A 14,492-nucleotide genomic window follows, 5' to 3' on the forward strand; every position below is an offset into this window, starting at 1 on the left:
TGAGCGAGGTTACCCGCCGGTAGACGCCCTTGGCGACGGGAAGAGACGCCCGGCACGTCTCGCCTTCCTGCCGCCGGACGCGGCCCGGGCGTGGCACGTTACGCCACTCAGGTGATCACAAGACCACCTTTGCAGCAGATCAGCCTGCCGGGTACCTGTGGTCCGCCAGAGGCGTCACAATACGGCGATGCGCACCTGGTGGGTGAAACTGCGAGCCGCCCGGCAGACGCCTTGGTGGATCTGGTTATTCATTGCCGTCCTACTTCTGGTTTCCGGTGAGATATTTCGCCGACAGGACCTGAACGACCAACAGGTCGCCAGACTGATACAGCTAGCCGGCCTGCTGGTTGCCTCAGGTACCGCGCTCACCAAGATCGTCGCCTGGACCAAGGCCCGCTTACGGGGTACGCCAACACCGAAAAGCGCTCTCGAATCACTTGCCGCCGAGATATTCCGCAGAGAAGAACTGAGCCGCTACGCTTTGCTGGCCGACACCACATCCGCCAACCTAACCTATTCCGACGGCACGCCGACCACCGTCAGCCGTCCGTCGCTCGTTCGCCGACTGATGAGCGGAATTGTTCGCTACCAGGACACCGGAGGTGGAACACGAGGAGACCTGGCCGATATCGGGGAATTCTTCACGAGCCTCCCGGCCGGACGACTGATAGTGTTGGGTGACCCCGGCTCCGGAAAAACGATGATGAGTATCGAGCTCACCTTGCAGTTGCTGAAGTCGAGCGATCCGAGTGCGCCCGTACCGATCCGACTGAGCCTGGCCGGCTGGGATATCCAGCAAAGTCTTGAAGAATGGCTAGCCGACAGACTAGTCGTCGACTACGACATCAGAAGCGCGAGCGCAAAAGAATTGGCGAATGCGCGCCCCCGAAGGCTACTACCGATACTTGACGGCCTCGACGAGATGGACCGGGCTGACGCCGACGAACCCCGCCGAGCCTTGCAAGCCATTCGAATCCTGAACGAGTACATTGACGGACCAGCCCGAGGAAGAGTGGTGCTGACCTGCCGGTCGGAGCGTTATACACAAATGGAAGCCGGCGGCGCAGCCCTGCGCGACTCAACCAAGGTGCAGATCTTGCCGTTGCAGCATGCCCAAATCGTGAACTACATCGAGAACAGGTTCGAAGCGGCACCACACCATCGTCAACGATGGATCAGGACACTCAACGACCACGCGGGAGTGCTGGATGAGGTGTTGTCGACACCCTGGCGCCTTCACCTTGCCACCACGTTGTTCGATTCAACACGCGATCCCGAAGAAATGTTTTCTCTCCGCGATAACTCATCAATAAACCAGTCGGCCAGAATTGAAGAATTTCTGCTAGATTCTTACGTTTTCGCAGCCACACGGAAGGAAAACCAACGCAGATCACCGAAGTACACTCCAGAGAAAGTAGAGACCTGGCTCGAAAGCCTCGCAGCACACCTGGCATGGCAGGGAACGATCGGCTCGCGAGACCCCCGCGCACCAGCAGGACTTTCCGGAATCGATCTCACGCCACATCTACTCTGGCCCATTGCCGGCCAGCAGGCTGTGCGATACACCCATATGGCCGTCAGCGTATTGATGTACTATTCGTTCTTTTTGGTAGTGTTCGGTACTCAAATGAAGGACAAATTACAGTTATTCGTCAATGGACTCGATCTTGAGGTCCCGTGGGTGAAGGTTCTGATCACCATCGTCCTGTTCACGGTGGTTCTCGTAATTCTTCCCGGCGTAGCTTTGAATGGAGCACGCCAGCCATGGCCAACACCCTGGGTCCGCAACCGAGTCAGGATACCACCCAGAGATCGACTTCGCACCGGTACAAAGATAGGCGGCAGAACGGCGGTGCGCGCCACTGGGTTCGGCGTGATCACCGGCGCGACAATGCTGGCAGTAGCCGGCGGTAGCAGACAGGTAATTTGGTCAGAAAACCTGCCCGAGAACATTGTAACTGCGGTTCTATTCGTCCTTTTTATTGCATTGGCCGTCGGAATAGTATTTGGGATTCTTTCCCTTATTTTCAACACGCTGTCGGCGCGCATCACCGAGTGGGATCACAGAATCGAAGTCAACACACCTCAGTCAACCTTGAGATTTGAACCTTTTTTCTTCGCCGTACTCGCCCCCCTGATCGGCGCACTGACGATCGCCACACTCGACTGGATAGCCGACGGGCGCACACCCATCAGAATCAGCGTCGTTTTCGACTTTCTCGCAATATCTTTTCTACTGACCTGCGCAGTGATTCCAGCTTGGACCAGGTACGTCGTGGGAATAGCCTACGCGGCGGCGAAGGGAGTTCTACCACTGCGACTTTCCAGATTCCTGATGTGGGCGTGCGAGGCGGGATTGCTCAGGAGGTCCGGGGTGAGCTACCAATTCCGACACCTCGAGCTTCAGCATCACTTGATCAGGACTCGGGCAGCCCGAAACCGACCTCGGCTGCCCGAGCCCTCGCCGACCTAGTGGTGGAACGCGGTCGCCTTCGCCGGGTCCTTCGGGTGGCCGCCCTCCTTTGCCAGGTCCGGCAGGATCCGGGCCAGGTCGGCCAGCAGCAGGTCCGCCAGGTCGTGCGTGAAGCCGTTGCGGACCACGATCCGCAGGACCGCCAGGTCCGTCCGGTTCTCCGGGAACGTGTACGCCGGCACCAGCCAGCCGCGCTCGCGCAGCCGGCGTGAGACGTCGAACACGTCGAAGCCCGCGTCCGGGCGGGTCGTGAACGCGAACACCGGCAGCTGGTCGCCGCGGGTCAGGAGCGAGAACGGGCCCAGCGACTCGATGCCGGATGACAGGTGCATCGCCACGTCCCGGGAAGCCTGCTGCACCGCCTGGAACCCGGAGCGCCCCAGCCGGACGAACGTGTAGTACTGGGCCGCGACCTCCGCTCCCGGGCGGGAGAAGTTCAACGCGAACGTCGGCATGTCGCCGCCCAGGTAGTTCACGTTGAACACCAGCTCGGACGGCAGTGCCGCCTTGTCTCGCCAGACAACCCAGCCCACGCCGGGGTACACCAGGCCGTACTTGTGGCCCGACGTGTTGATCGACGCCACGCGCGGCAGGCGGAAGTCCCACTCCAGGTCCGGGTCCAGGAACGGGGCGATCATCGCGCCCGAAGCGCCGTCGACGTGCACCGGGATGTCCCAGCCCGTGCGCTCGGCGAGCTCGTCCAGCGCGGCCGTGATCTCCGCGACCGGCTCGTAGCTGCCGTCGAACGTCGAACCCAGGATCGCCACCACGCCGATCGTGTTCTCGTCGCAGCGGGCCACGGCTTCGGCCGCCGTCAGGTGGAACCGGTCGCCGTCCATCGGGACCAGGCGGGGCTCGACCTCCCAGTACTCGCAGAACTTCTCCCAGCACACCTGGACGTTCGCGCCCATCACCAGGTTCGGCCTGCCGCCGCGGCCAAGGCGGGTCCAGCGCCGCTTCAGCGCCATCCCGGCGAGCATGCACGCTTCCGACGACCCCGTCGTCGAGCAGCCCATGATGCTCGCGGGGTCGGGTGCGTGCCACAGGTCGGCGAGGATGTTCACGCAGCGCCGCTCGAGCTCGGCCGTCTGCGGGTACTCGTCCTTGTCGATCATGTTCTTGTCGACGCACTCGGCCATCAGCTCCCGCGCCTGCGGCTCCATCCACGTCGTGACGAAAGTGGCGAGGTTGAGCCGCGCGTTGCCGTCGAGCATCAGCTCGTCGCGCACCAGCTGCAGCGCAGTGTCCGGCGGCAGCGAGTCCTCCCGCAGCTTGTCGTGCGGCATGACGAAGTGCGCCGCGAGCGCCGGGTTCGCGCCGGCGTAGAGCGGGTTCGTCCCGGCCGTGCGGTCCGGGCGGTCGGCTTTCCCCTGATGCAACACCATGCCACCGAACGTACTGAGCCCGGCAACGCGAAAGGGGCCGTCCCGTCCGGAACGACCCCTTTCGCGCGAAAAATCAAGCCTGCTGGGCCTGCCACATCCAGTGCGCCTCTTCCAGCGCGCGGGTGATCTCGATCAGCAGGTCCTGCGTGACGAGGTCGCTCTTGTCGGTCTCATCGATGCGGGCCCGCAGCCGCTCGATCAGCTTCGCGAGGATGTCGACGATCGCCGCGACCGTGGACTCCACCGACTGCCAGTTGTCGGGGTACTCGGGCGCGCCCGAGCTCTCGACGACGGTCTTGGCCTTGCCGTTCGGCGAGATGCCGATGGCGTTGGCGCGCTCGGCCACCTCGTCGACGTACTGGCGCGCGGTGTCCACGAGCTCGTCGAGCTGCAGGTGCGCGCTGCGGAAGTTCGAACCGACGACGTTCCAGTGCGCCTGCTTCGCGATGAGGGACAGGTCGACCAGGTCGACCAGCGTCGCCTGCAGGGCGTTGCCGGTGATCTCCTTGTCGGCCTCGGAAAGCGGGCTCTTGATCGGAGACTTGCTCATCTCTGGTGATCCTTTCCTCGGACTCGTGCGGACCTGGTTGGGGGTCAGACGGTGGCGGAGAGCGCGACCTCGATGTTGCCGCGGGTCGCGTTGGAGTAGGGGCACACCTGGTGGGCCTGCTCGACCAGCTGGTCGGCCTGGGCCTGGTCGAGGCCCGGCAGCGAGACGTTCAGCGCGACGCCGAGGCCGAACCCGACCTCCTGCTTGAGCACGCTGACCTCCGCGGTCACCGTCGAGCCGTCGAGCGGCACCTTCGCCTGGCGCGCGACCAGCTGCAGCGCGCTGTGGAAGCAGGCCGAGTAACCGGCGGCGAACAGCTGCTCGGGGTTGGTCTTGTCCCCACCGGGGCCACCCATCTCCTTCGGGATGGCCAGCGACTCGTCGATGACGCCGTCGGACGACGTCACCTCGCCGTTGCGCCCGTCGCCGCGCGCCGTCGCCACCGCCGTGTAGATCGCCTGACCCATGCTCAGCCTGCCTTCTGTCGCGGACGCTCCACAGCGAGCGTCTTCACTGGGCACAACATCCCGCACCCGCGGAACAGTGCCCCCACATGGCAGGCGTCACGTGAACTGTTCTACCCGGCAGCCGCCGGGCAAAACGTCATGCGGCGCGCGTCACGGCGAATTCGGCGACCTGCCGCCCGATCAGGCGAAGCGTGCGGACGCTCTTCTCGTCGGAGGCGCCGCCGCCTTCGTCGAACTTGGTCTCGGCCGAGTTGATCGAGCCGCCCAGCGGGGTGGCCCAGCCGCGCAGGGCGTGCGTGATCGTGCGGAGCTGCTCGAGCGTGGTCACCGCGGCCTGCCAGCCGTACGCGACGGCGGCGAGGCCGACCGCGCGGCCGTCGAGGTAGGGACGGCGGTCTTCGCGCAGGTCCTCGACGTAGTCCAGGGCGTTCTTGACGAGGCCGGACAAGGCGCCGTGGTAGCCGGGTGAGACGACGATCAGCCCGTCGGCTTCCCGGATGGCCTCGATCAGCCGGGTGGCGCGCTCGTCGCGCTCGGGGACGCCGGCGTCGTAGAAGGGCAGCACGAGTTCCGGGCCGGTGATCAGCCTGGTCCGGACGCCCGCTTCCGCGGCGCCGTCGAGCGCGATCTGCAGGGCGCGTTCGGACTGGGAGCCCTCACGCAGAGAGCCGCCGATCCCGAGCACGTTGACCGTCCTGGCTGAAGTCACGTTTTCCAGGCTAACCCCTCCACTTAACTGGAGGACCAGACTCTGGGACCGAGGTCCTGGTCACAGCTGGACCTGCTACCTACTGACAAGTAACCTCGCCTGCAGCCCCGACGCTGATGGAGGAACCATGGCGATCCCGCTCCCGGTCCGTGCCCAGGCGGCCGCGTCACAGCTCGCGTTCTGGCTGCCGACGCCGGTGCGGCGGGCGGTCGCCGGCCGCCCGGTGCGCATCGACGGCCAGGACCTCGCCCTCGACGCCCAGCTGCTGCTCCGGCTGCAGAAGATCGCCCGCGCCGAGCTGGTGCGCGGCTCGGTGGAGCAGTCGCGCGCGCTGCTCGACGCCGGACGGCACCTGGTCAGCGGCCGTCCGATCGAGCCGGTCTCGGTGCGGGAAATCGCCGTGCCCACCCCGGACGGCGACCTGCCGGCCACGCTCTACACGCCGGTCGGGCTGCCCGAGAAGTCGCCGCTGCTGGTGTTCTTCCACGGGGGCGGCTGGGTGATCGGGACGCGTTCGAGCCACGACAACGCCGTCCGGTTCCTGGCCAAGCACGCCGGGGTGCGGGTGCTGTCGATCGAGTACCGGCTGGCCCCGGAGTTCCCGTTCCCGGCGGCGACGGAGGACGCGCTGGCGGCGTTCGAATACGCGGTGGCGAAGGCGGGCGACCTGGGCGCGGACCCGGCGCGCATCGCGGTCGGCGGCGACAGCGCGGGCGGCAACCTCGCCGCCGTGACGGCCCAGCAGGCCGTGCGCCGCGGCGGCCCGGCCCCGGCCTTCCAGCTGCTGATCTACCCGGCGACGGACTTCGCGCAGCGTTACCGGTCGCAGGACCTGTTCGCCGAGGACCTGTTCCTGACCGACGTGCACATGAAGTGGTTCGAAGGCCACTACGTGCCCGAGGGCACCGACCTGACCGATCCGCGGCTCTCGCCGCTGCGGGCGGACGACCTGAGCGGCCTGCCGCCGGCCCTGGTCGTCACGGCGGGCTTCGACCCGTTGCGCGACGAAGGCGAGGCGTACGCGGAGAAGCTGCGCGAAGCCGGGGTCGACGTGGCTTTGCGGCGTCACGACGACCTGATCCACGGGTTCATCAACTTCACCGGCGTCGGCACGCGGTTCCGCGAGGCACTGGCGGAGACGGCGGGCGCGCTGCGCCAGGGACTGTCCAAAGTGCACTGAAGCCGCGGAGCCCGGCGCGGAGGAATGTCCGCGGCCGGGCTCCGGGCCCCCTGTTTTCCTGCGGTGGCTACGAGCCGGGCACCGGCAGCGGCGGCAGCGGCAGTGGCGGCACGGGCAGGCCGCCGAGCAGGCCGCCCAGGATGCCGGTCACCGCCGCCAGCAGCGCCTTGACCAGGTCGCTGACGATCTTCAGCGGCCCCGGCAGGTCGGGCAGCGAGGGGATCGGCAGCGGCAGCGGCGGCAGCTGGCGCGCCTTCGCCGTGGGGTCGTTCAGCAGCCGGACGGTTTCGTCGGCCCGGCCCTTGGCGAGGCCGGCCAGCTGCTGCGTGTCGGTCTGGACGGTGTAGCGCTTTCCGGCCGCGATTTCCGCGAGCACCGGGCTCAGCTGACCGAGATCCGCCCGCGTGGCGCCGACGTTGGCCGCGTACGCCGCCTTGGTGAGGTCGTCACGCGTCTGGAGCACCTGCGCGGCGAGGGCCTGGGTGCTGGAGGAACCCTTGCCCCCGGCTGGGCCGGCCGACGCGATGCCCGCCGTCGCCACCGCGAGCAGACTGCCGGCGGCCACCAGCGCGATGGAACGCCCGAACTTGCCTTTCATCCTTACCTCCTGCCTCGGGAGACCTGACGGGATAAATCGATACCCCCCGTGTCGGAGATAAGCCACCCGATCACCGGTTCGGGATGTTTAACACCCTTACGTGCCGGATCGGATGAAGGAGAACTGGACCGCATTTGATTAACGTCGAAACCTTGTCCGTCCCCCTGAAGATCATCATGACCGATTCCGAGCATCACCCCTGGTAGCGTGTGTCCACCATGGAACGGTTTGGTCACTCACACGAGTGTAAACGGTGATCGTTTAGCCTGATCACTCCGTCGGACCGCGTGTCGCGACTGCTCCAGATGGGGCGTCCCCCACGCTCACCCCGCCACCCACACGATTTCCCCCGAGGTGGGCGGGAAATGCGAAATCGGTTCCGGAATTCGCGCTCGATCACAGCGGGAGGCCCGCCTCCAGGTGGGCGACAGCCTGGTCGACGACCACCAGCGGGTCGGCCTCGGGATCCGCCGCCGCGCCCACGAACGCGGCCATCACCACGCCGACCACCGCGCCGGCCCAGTTGCGGGCCGCGAAGTCGTCCGCGGGCCGGCCGGTGCGCTGGGCGGCGTACCCGGCCAGCAGGTCGATGCCCTCGGCGAACTTGTCCAGCACCGCGCTGCGCAGCTCCGGCTCGCGGAACACCAGCAGCTGCCGCTGCCGCTCGCCCTCCCACTCCTCGGCGGGGATCTGCTCGCGGATGAAGTCCATGGTCGCCCGCAGCGCGTCGATCGGGCTCAGCTCGGGCGGCTGGGCGAGCGCCGCCTCGATGAGCACCGGGTCGAACGGGTCGTAGAGCACCGTGGCTTCCTTCGTCGGGAAGTACCGGAAGAAGGTGCTGGGCGAGATCTCCGCCGCGGCCGCGATCTGGTCCACCGTCGTGGCGCTGTAGCCCTGCTCGTGGAACAGCCGCAACGCGTGCCGCTGGATCGCGGCGCGCGTCCTGGCCTTCTTGCGTTCCCGCAACCCCGTGGGCTCACCCGGCGACGACGTCATGCTCCGATTCTCGCGGCAGCGCCCCCGCGCCCGCCCGGCCGGGCAGGAACACCAGCGCGAGCAGCGCCCCCACGGCACCCAGGCCGGCGCACACCCACAGCGTCGCCGCCATGCCGGCGGTGAACGCGGCCCGCGCGGAGGCGGCCAGCGCGGGCAGGTGGAGCTGCCCGGCCACGGCGACGGCGCCGGAGGCACTGCCGCGCGCCGCGTCGGCGACCGGGGCGGGCAGGCCGCGGACGTCGACGCCGTCGCGGTAACCGCTGTTCAGCACCGTGCCCAGCACCGCGACGCCGATCGTGCCGCCGACCTGCCGCAACGCCTGGATCAGCGCCGACCCGGCACCCGAGCGGCCCTCGGTGAGCGCGCCCATCGCCATCGTCATCAGCGGCGGCAGGGTCGAGCCGGTGCCGAGCCCGATCACGACCTCCCAGCCCACCGTGGCGCCGTAGCCGTCCGCCGGTGACGTCGTCGAGCCCCACGCCAGGCCCGCCGCGAGCAGCGCGAACCCGGCCGCGACGACCACGCGCACGCCCGTGACGGCGGCCAGCCGCTCGGCGAGCTTCGCCGCGACGAGCATCCCGCCGATCAGCGGCAGCAGCCGCACGCCGGTCTGCAGCGCGTCGGCCCCCTGCACCGCCTGGAACAGCTGCGGCAGCACGAACAGCAGGCCCATCAGCGCGAACGACGCCACCGTGGCCAGCACCGCACCCCAGACGAACCGCGGCTCCCGGAACAGCGCGAGGTCGGTGAGCGGCGCGGCGACCCGCGGCTGCGTCCAGCAGAACACCGCCACGAGCGCGGCGCCGAGCGCGATCAGGCCGAACGTCACCGGGTCGGCCCAGCCGTGTTCGCCGGCGTGGACGAAGCCGTAGGTGAGCGCGACCAGGCCGGCCGTCGAGAGCGCGATGCCGGCGAAGTCGATCCCGCCACTCCCAGCACCCCGCGTGAGCGGCAGCAGGAACAGCACCGCGACCACGCCGACCGCGGTCAGCGGGACGTTGATGAGGAACACCGAGCCCCACGCGAAGTGGTCGAGCAGCCAGCCGCCGAGCAGCGGCCCGAGCGGGATGCCCACGAACATCGCCATCACCCACGTCGTCAGCGCCTTCGCCCGCTCCTCCGGCGGGAACAGGATGTTCAGCAGCGAGAGCGAGAGCGGGATGAGGAACGCGGCGCCGACGCCGAGCAGGACCCGGGCGGCGATCAGCTCGCCCGGCGAACCGGCGTAGGCGCACCACAGCGAGGCCAGCCCGAACACCACGAGCGCGCCGAGCAGCAGTTTCTTCGGGCCGAAGCGGTCGCCGAACAGGCCGGCCGGCAGCAGCAACGCGGCCAGCGCGAGCGTGTAGGCGTTGCCGAACCACTGCAGCTGCGTGGTCGTGGCGCCGAGGTCGACGGCCAGTGTCGGCATGGCCACGTTGAGCACGGTCAGGTCGAGCCCGATGGTCAGCAGGCTCACCGCGAGCGCGCCGAGCGCCCACCACCTGCGCGGATAGGGCTGTGTCATAGCGACCCCCAATTGATAGTGACTACCAAGTGAGAGTAACTCTCATAATTCTCCAACGCCAGGGCGCGGCCGCGGAAATATGTTGCACGCGCGTACCACCCTGGGTTCTCATCGAAGACGTGCCACTGCAGCCCTATCGCCGGGTGCTCTCCGTTCCCCGCGTCCCCTCGACGATGGCCCTGATGTTCCTGGCGCGGCTCCCGATGACCATGAACGGCGTGCTCATGACGCTGTACATCGTCACCGGGCTCGGCCGCGGCTACGGGGCCGCCGGCCTGGTCGGCGGCGGCGTCACGCTCGGGATGGCGCTCGGCGCGCCGCTGCTGGGCCGCTGCTTCGACCGGTACGGGCTGCGCCCGGTCGTCGCGGTCTGCGGGATCGGCACGACGGTGTTCTGGATCGCCGCGCCGCACCTGCCGTTCGTGGCGCTCGCCGTCGTCGCGCTCCCGGCCGGGATGCTTTCGGTGCCGGCGGGCTCACTGGCCCGGCAGGTCCTGGCCACGCTCGTGCCGCCCGAGGAGCGCCGCGCGGCCTACTCGCTGGACACGATCTCGATCGAAGCGACCTTCATGATCGGCCCGGCGGCGGGCATCGCGGCCATCACGGCCTTCCCCCCGGTGTGGACGCTCACCGCGCTCGGCCTGCTGTTCGGCGGCACGGCGTTCCTGATCTGGCTGGTCGACCCGCCGATCCGCGAGGGGGGCGCCGAGCGGGCGGCGCCGGTCGCGCGGCCGCCGCTGCGGAGCTGGCTGACCGGCAGGCTCGTGGCGACGCTGCTGATCGCGGGCGGCACGCTGTTCGTGCTCGTCGGCACCGAGCTGGCGACGCTGGCGGCCCTGCGCGCGCACGGCGACCTCGGCGTGACGGGCCTGGTCATCGCGGTGATGTGCGCGGCGTCGATCCTGGGCGGCGTCGTGCACGGCGCAGTGAAGCGCTCGCTGCCGCAGGGCGTGCTGATGCTGCTGCTCGCGCTGCTGGTGATCCCGGTCGGCCTGGCGGACCACCCGTGGTGGCTGCTGATGCTGGCGCTGATCCCGACGAACCTGCTCTGCGCGCCGACGCTGGCGGCGACGACCGAGACGGTCAGCCGGATCGCCCCACCACGGGTCCGCGGCGAGGCGATGGGCCTGCAGGACGCGTTCACCCGCCTCGGCCTGGCGGCGGGCAGCCCGGTGGTCGGCTTCGCGATCGACCACTCGACCCCGGCGTGGGGCTTCGCGGCGGCAGGCCTCGGCGGCCTGCTGATCGCCTCGTCCGGCCTCCTCCTCCGCCGCTCCCCCGCGCCCACCCCGGAACCAGCAATGGCGGAAAGCCGCAGCTAGCGCCCCTACCGCACCGGTCGTGAGTGGTAAGGCGCGTTCTAACGCGCCTTACCACTCACGACCGGCTGCGGCAGGGCGATCAGGCGCAGGCGGCGCGGAGGGCGTCGAGCTTCTTGATGTTGCGCTGCACCCAGCCGGCCACCACGCCGGCGTCCTCGATGCGTTCCTTCTGCACCTCGACGTACGAGCCCGCCATGCCGAGCAGCGCGTTCTTGACGTCCTGGTCCTGGACGTTCCCGGCCAGCTCGCGCAGCCGCCGCTCCTTGTCGGCGGCTCGCTCCTTGAGCTTCGCCGGGTCGACCAGCGGGTTCAGGTCCGCGAGCCCGAGCGCCTCGGTGCACGCGCTCACCTTGTCCGCCGTCCGGCTCCCCTGGTCGACCGCGTTGCCGACCTCCGCGCACCCGCTCAGCAGCAGTGCGGCCGAGGCCAGCAGCGCAGCCGTCATTCCACCCCTCGTCATGGCGCCAAAGGTACCGTCAGCCCTTGACGCAGACCACCTGCTTGAGGTGCGCCACCACCTCGACCAGGTCCGTCTGCGCGCGGATCACCGTTTCGATGTCCTTGTACGCCGCCGGGATCTCGTCGACCACGCCGGAGTCCTTGCGGCATTCGACGCCGGCCGTCTGGGCCGCGAGGTCGTCGGCGGTGAACAGCTTCTTCGCCTTGTTGCGCGACATCCGGCGGCCCGCGCCGTGCGAAGCCGACTGGAACGACGAGTCGTTGCCCAGCCCGCGGACGATGTACGAACCGGTCCCCATGCTGCCCGGGATGATCCCGAGGTCACCCGATCCGGCGCGGATCGCGCCCTTCCGGGTGACGAGCAGCTCGACGCCGTCGTAGGTCTCCTCGGCGACGTAGTTGTGGTGGCAGGAGATCGCGTCGTCGAAGCTCACCTGCGGCAGCTCGTCGCGGACCGCCTGCTTCACCAGCGCGACCATCGTGGCGCGGTTGCGCGCCGCGTAGTCCTGCGCCCAGAACAGGTCGCGCCGGTACGCCTGCATCTCCGGCGTCCCGGCGACGAACACCGCGAGGTCGGGGTCGGGCAGGTCGGCGTTGTGCGGGAGCTTGCGCGCGACGGCCATGTGCCGCTCGGCCAGCTCCTTGCCGATGTTGCGGGAACCCGAGTGCAGCATCAGCCAGACGCGGCCGCCGTCGTCGAGGCAGACCTCGATGAAGTGGTTGCCGCCGCCGAGGCTGCCGATCTGCCGCGCGGCCCGGTCGTGCAGCTCCTGGACGCCGGTGTGCAGCTCGGCGAACTGCTTCCAGAACGCGTCCCAGCCGCCGACGCCGTGCACCTTGGCCGGGTTCACCGGCGTCTTGTGCAGCCCGAAGCCGACCGGCACGGCGCTCTCGATGCGCCGGCGCAGCTTCCCGAGGTCGTCGGGCAGGTCGGCGGCGGTGAGCGACGTCCGGACCGCGCTCATCCCGCAGCCGATGTCCACGCCGACCGCGGCCGGCGAGACGGCGTCGCGCATCGCGATGACGCTGCCCACGGTCGCGCCCTTGCCGTAGTGCACGTCGGGCATCACGGCGACGCCGTGCACCCACGGCAGGTTCGCGACGTTGTGCAGCTGCCGCATGGCCTGGTCTTCGACCGACGCGGGATCCGCCCACATCCGGATCGGGACGCGGGCGCCGTCGACAGCGGTGTACATGGTTCCTCCCCTTGACTCGCTTGCGGTGCACAGGTTCCCCCAGCCGCGACCGGAACACCAACGCCATTTCTTCGTGAGCAAAAAGAAATCCGCCGCGGCGATCTTCCGGGGCAGAATGGGCCGACCGTCCGGGGAGGGACGGCACGGGGAGGATCGATCCATTGTGAAGACATCGTGGCGCGCGCTCGTCGCGGTCGCCCTGCTGGCCGGGTTCCCGGCCCTGGTGTTCCTGGTCGTCGGTGGCCTGGCCGTGACCGAGTACTTCTTCTTCCGGCACCACTCCGGCATCCTGGCGATCAAGCTCGCCGTCGTCGCGCTGCCGGTGTCGTACGCCCTGCTCAGGGCCTTGTTCGCGATCGAGCGGACCCGCGGGGACGCGCTGCCCGGCGTGCCGGTGACGCGGGCGGCAGAGCCGGCGCTGTGGGCCCTGGTCGAGGAGCTGGCCGTCGCGGTCGGCACCCGGCCGCCGGACACGATCACGCTGGTCAGCGAGGTCAACGCCGGGGTGCTCGAACGCACCGGCTGGCTCGGCCTGCGGGTGCGGCGGCGCGAGATGTTCATCGGCGCGCAGCTGCTCGCCGGGCTGCGGCACGACCAGCTGTGCGCCCTGCTCGGCCACGAGCTCGGGCACTACAGCAACCGCGACACCCGGCTGGCCGGGCTGACCTACCGCGGCCGCCGGTCGATCGAGCGCGCCCTGGCCGGCCTGAGCGGCGACGGCTGGTTCGAAGGCCTGGTCCGCAAGCTGTTCGTCCTCTACGCGAAGCTCTACTTCGCCGTGTCCGCCGCGGTCTGCCGCCGTCAGGAGCTCGCCGCCGACGCCGCCGCGGCCCGGGTGGCCGGCACCGCGGCGATGACCGGCGTGCTGCGCGAGGTCGAAGTCCTCGACGTCGCCTGGGACTTCTACGCCGACCGCTACCTCTCGATCGGCTGGGACGCCGGCTACCTGCCCGACCGGCTGGCCGGCGGCTTCGCGGCGCTGCTCGCCGACGAAACCCGCGCCGAGGGGTTCGACCAGGTCCGGCGGAACCCGCCGGTCAAGGAGGAGTCCCGCTACGCCACCCACCCGCCGACACCGGAGCGGATCGCGGCGCTCGAAGCGCTGCCGGAGGTCCCGGGCCGGTCCGGCGGCGACCACCCGGCGAGCGAAATCCTCCGCGACCCCGGCCCGACGCTGGAGGCGGCGCTGGCCGCCGACCTGTCCGACAAGGCGAAGCGCAAGCAGCGCACGGACTGGAACCGGCTGGTCGACGTGGGTGTCCGGCACACCGTCACACGCGAAGCCGCCAGGATCCTGGGCCCGGACGGGACGATCGCGCAAGCCCTCGACCGCATCGACGCCGGCCGCGCCGCCGAGCTCGCCGACCCGGAGCGCAAGCCGCCGTCGTCCGCCGGGCCGCGGGCCCAGCGGGAGTTCGCCGCCCCCTCCGTCCGGGAGCGACTGTCCATTGTGGTCCAGGCGTACCTCGCGGAAGCCGAGGTGGCGCACTGGAAGCTGTCGTGGTCCGGGCCGCCCGAATTCGTCGTCGACGAGCCGCACGGCGGCGAGCTGACCGCCGCCCTCGACGCCGCGGCGGCGGCCGACCACGACACCGCGCCGCTGCGCCGCCTGCTGGCCGCCACCGGCGTGCTGCCCATCCGTTCCTGAGG

General features: G+C 69.3%; 13 protein-coding genes. 4 read left to right on the forward strand and 9 right to left on the reverse strand.

Annotated features, from left to right (window positions below; genetic code table 11):
• The first annotated feature begins 187 nt into the window (after positions 1-187).
• Positions 188-2,473: an NACHT domain-containing protein gene (locus tag OO60_RS45870; RefSeq protein WP_081911222.1), complete on the forward strand. Its 2,286-nt coding sequence runs from the start codon at positions 188-190 to the stop codon at positions 2,471-2,473.
• Here OO60_RS45870 and gad read toward each other — a convergent pair.
• The 4 genes from gad to OO60_RS17560 form a co-directional block, all read right to left on the reverse strand.
• Positions 2,470-3,858, reverse strand: coding sequence for a glutamate decarboxylase (gene gad, locus OO60_RS17545; protein WP_003072512.1), 1,389 nt, complete (start codon positions 3,856-3,858; stop codon positions 2,470-2,472). The genes OO60_RS45870 and gad overlap by 4 nt on opposite strands.
• Before the next feature lie 73 nt (positions 3,859-3,931).
• Positions 3,932-4,408, reverse strand: a complete 477-nt coding sequence (locus tag OO60_RS17550) for a Dps family protein (protein ID WP_003072518.1) — start codon at positions 4,406-4,408, stop codon at positions 3,932-3,934.
• A 44-nt stretch (positions 4,409-4,452) separates the two neighbouring features.
• Entirely contained in the window at positions 4,453-4,875 is a 423-nt protein-coding gene (locus OO60_RS17555) for an organic hydroperoxide resistance protein (protein ID WP_003072523.1), read from the reverse strand.
• Positions 4,876-5,011: 136 nt separating this feature from the next.
• The gene (locus OO60_RS17560) at positions 5,012-5,584 is read right to left on the reverse strand and encodes an NADPH-dependent FMN reductase (RefSeq protein WP_205624125.1); all 573 of its coding nucleotides are present in this window, start codon (positions 5,582-5,584) and stop codon (positions 5,012-5,014) included.
• 127 nt (positions 5,585-5,711) lie between these two features.
• Here OO60_RS17560 and OO60_RS17565 point away from each other — a divergent pair, with 127 nt between their 5' ends.
• Entirely contained in the window at positions 5,712-6,764 is a 1,053-nt protein-coding gene (locus OO60_RS17565) for an alpha/beta hydrolase (RefSeq protein WP_003072529.1), read from the forward strand.
• 67 nt (positions 6,765-6,831) lie between these two features.
• Here the strand turns inward: OO60_RS17565 and OO60_RS17570 are convergent, their stop codons facing one another.
• The 3 genes from OO60_RS17570 to OO60_RS17580 all read right to left on the reverse strand — a co-directional run bounded on the left by OO60_RS17570 (position 6,832) and on the right by OO60_RS17580 (position 9,865).
• Positions 6,832-7,362, reverse strand: a complete 531-nt coding sequence (locus OO60_RS17570) for a hypothetical protein (protein WP_003072530.1) — start codon at positions 7,360-7,362, stop codon at positions 6,832-6,834.
• A gap of 396 nt (positions 7,363-7,758) precedes the next feature.
• The gene (locus OO60_RS17575; RefSeq protein WP_003072533.1) at positions 7,759-8,358 is read right to left on the reverse strand and encodes an acyl-CoA-like ligand-binding transcription factor; all 600 of its coding nucleotides are present in this window, start codon (positions 8,356-8,358) and stop codon (positions 7,759-7,761) included.
• On the reverse strand, positions 8,339-9,865 hold the full coding sequence (locus OO60_RS17580) for a DHA2 family efflux MFS transporter permease subunit (RefSeq protein ID WP_244885528.1): 1,527 nt from the start codon (positions 9,863-9,865) through the stop codon (positions 8,339-8,341). Before OO60_RS17580 ends, OO60_RS17575 begins: the two co-directional genes overlap by 20 nt.
• Positions 9,866-10,047: 182 nt before the next feature.
• Between OO60_RS17580 and OO60_RS17585 the strand changes: the two genes are divergently transcribed.
• Positions 10,048-11,187, forward strand: a complete 1,140-nt coding sequence (locus tag OO60_RS17585; protein ID WP_033261662.1) for an MFS transporter — start codon at positions 10,048-10,050, stop codon at positions 11,185-11,187.
• A gap of 79 nt (positions 11,188-11,266) precedes the next feature.
• Here OO60_RS17585 and OO60_RS17590 read toward each other — a convergent pair whose 3' ends face one another.
• Both OO60_RS17590 and OO60_RS17595 read right to left on the reverse strand, forming a co-directional pair.
• Positions 11,267-11,647: a hypothetical protein gene (locus OO60_RS17590; RefSeq protein ID WP_033261663.1), complete on the reverse strand. Its 381-nt coding sequence runs from the start codon at positions 11,645-11,647 to the stop codon at positions 11,267-11,269.
• A 16-nt stretch (positions 11,648-11,663) separates the two neighbouring features.
• Positions 11,664-12,842: an RtcB family protein gene (locus OO60_RS17595; protein ID WP_003099711.1), complete on the reverse strand. Its 1,179-nt coding sequence runs from the start codon at positions 12,840-12,842 to the stop codon at positions 11,664-11,666.
• Positions 12,843-13,005: 163 nt separating this feature from the next.
• On the opposite strand from OO60_RS17595, the gene OO60_RS17600 reads away from it, so the two are divergent.
• Positions 13,006-14,490: a M48 family metalloprotease gene (locus tag OO60_RS17600; RefSeq protein ID WP_033261664.1), complete on the forward strand. Its 1,485-nt coding sequence runs from the start codon at positions 13,006-13,008 to the stop codon at positions 14,488-14,490.
• Positions 14,491-14,492: the final 2 nt, after the last annotated feature.

It is taken from the genome of Amycolatopsis vancoresmycina, assembly GCF_000716785.1.
GTDB lineage: Bacteria > Actinomycetota > Actinomycetes > Mycobacteriales > Pseudonocardiaceae > Amycolatopsis > Amycolatopsis vancoresmycina.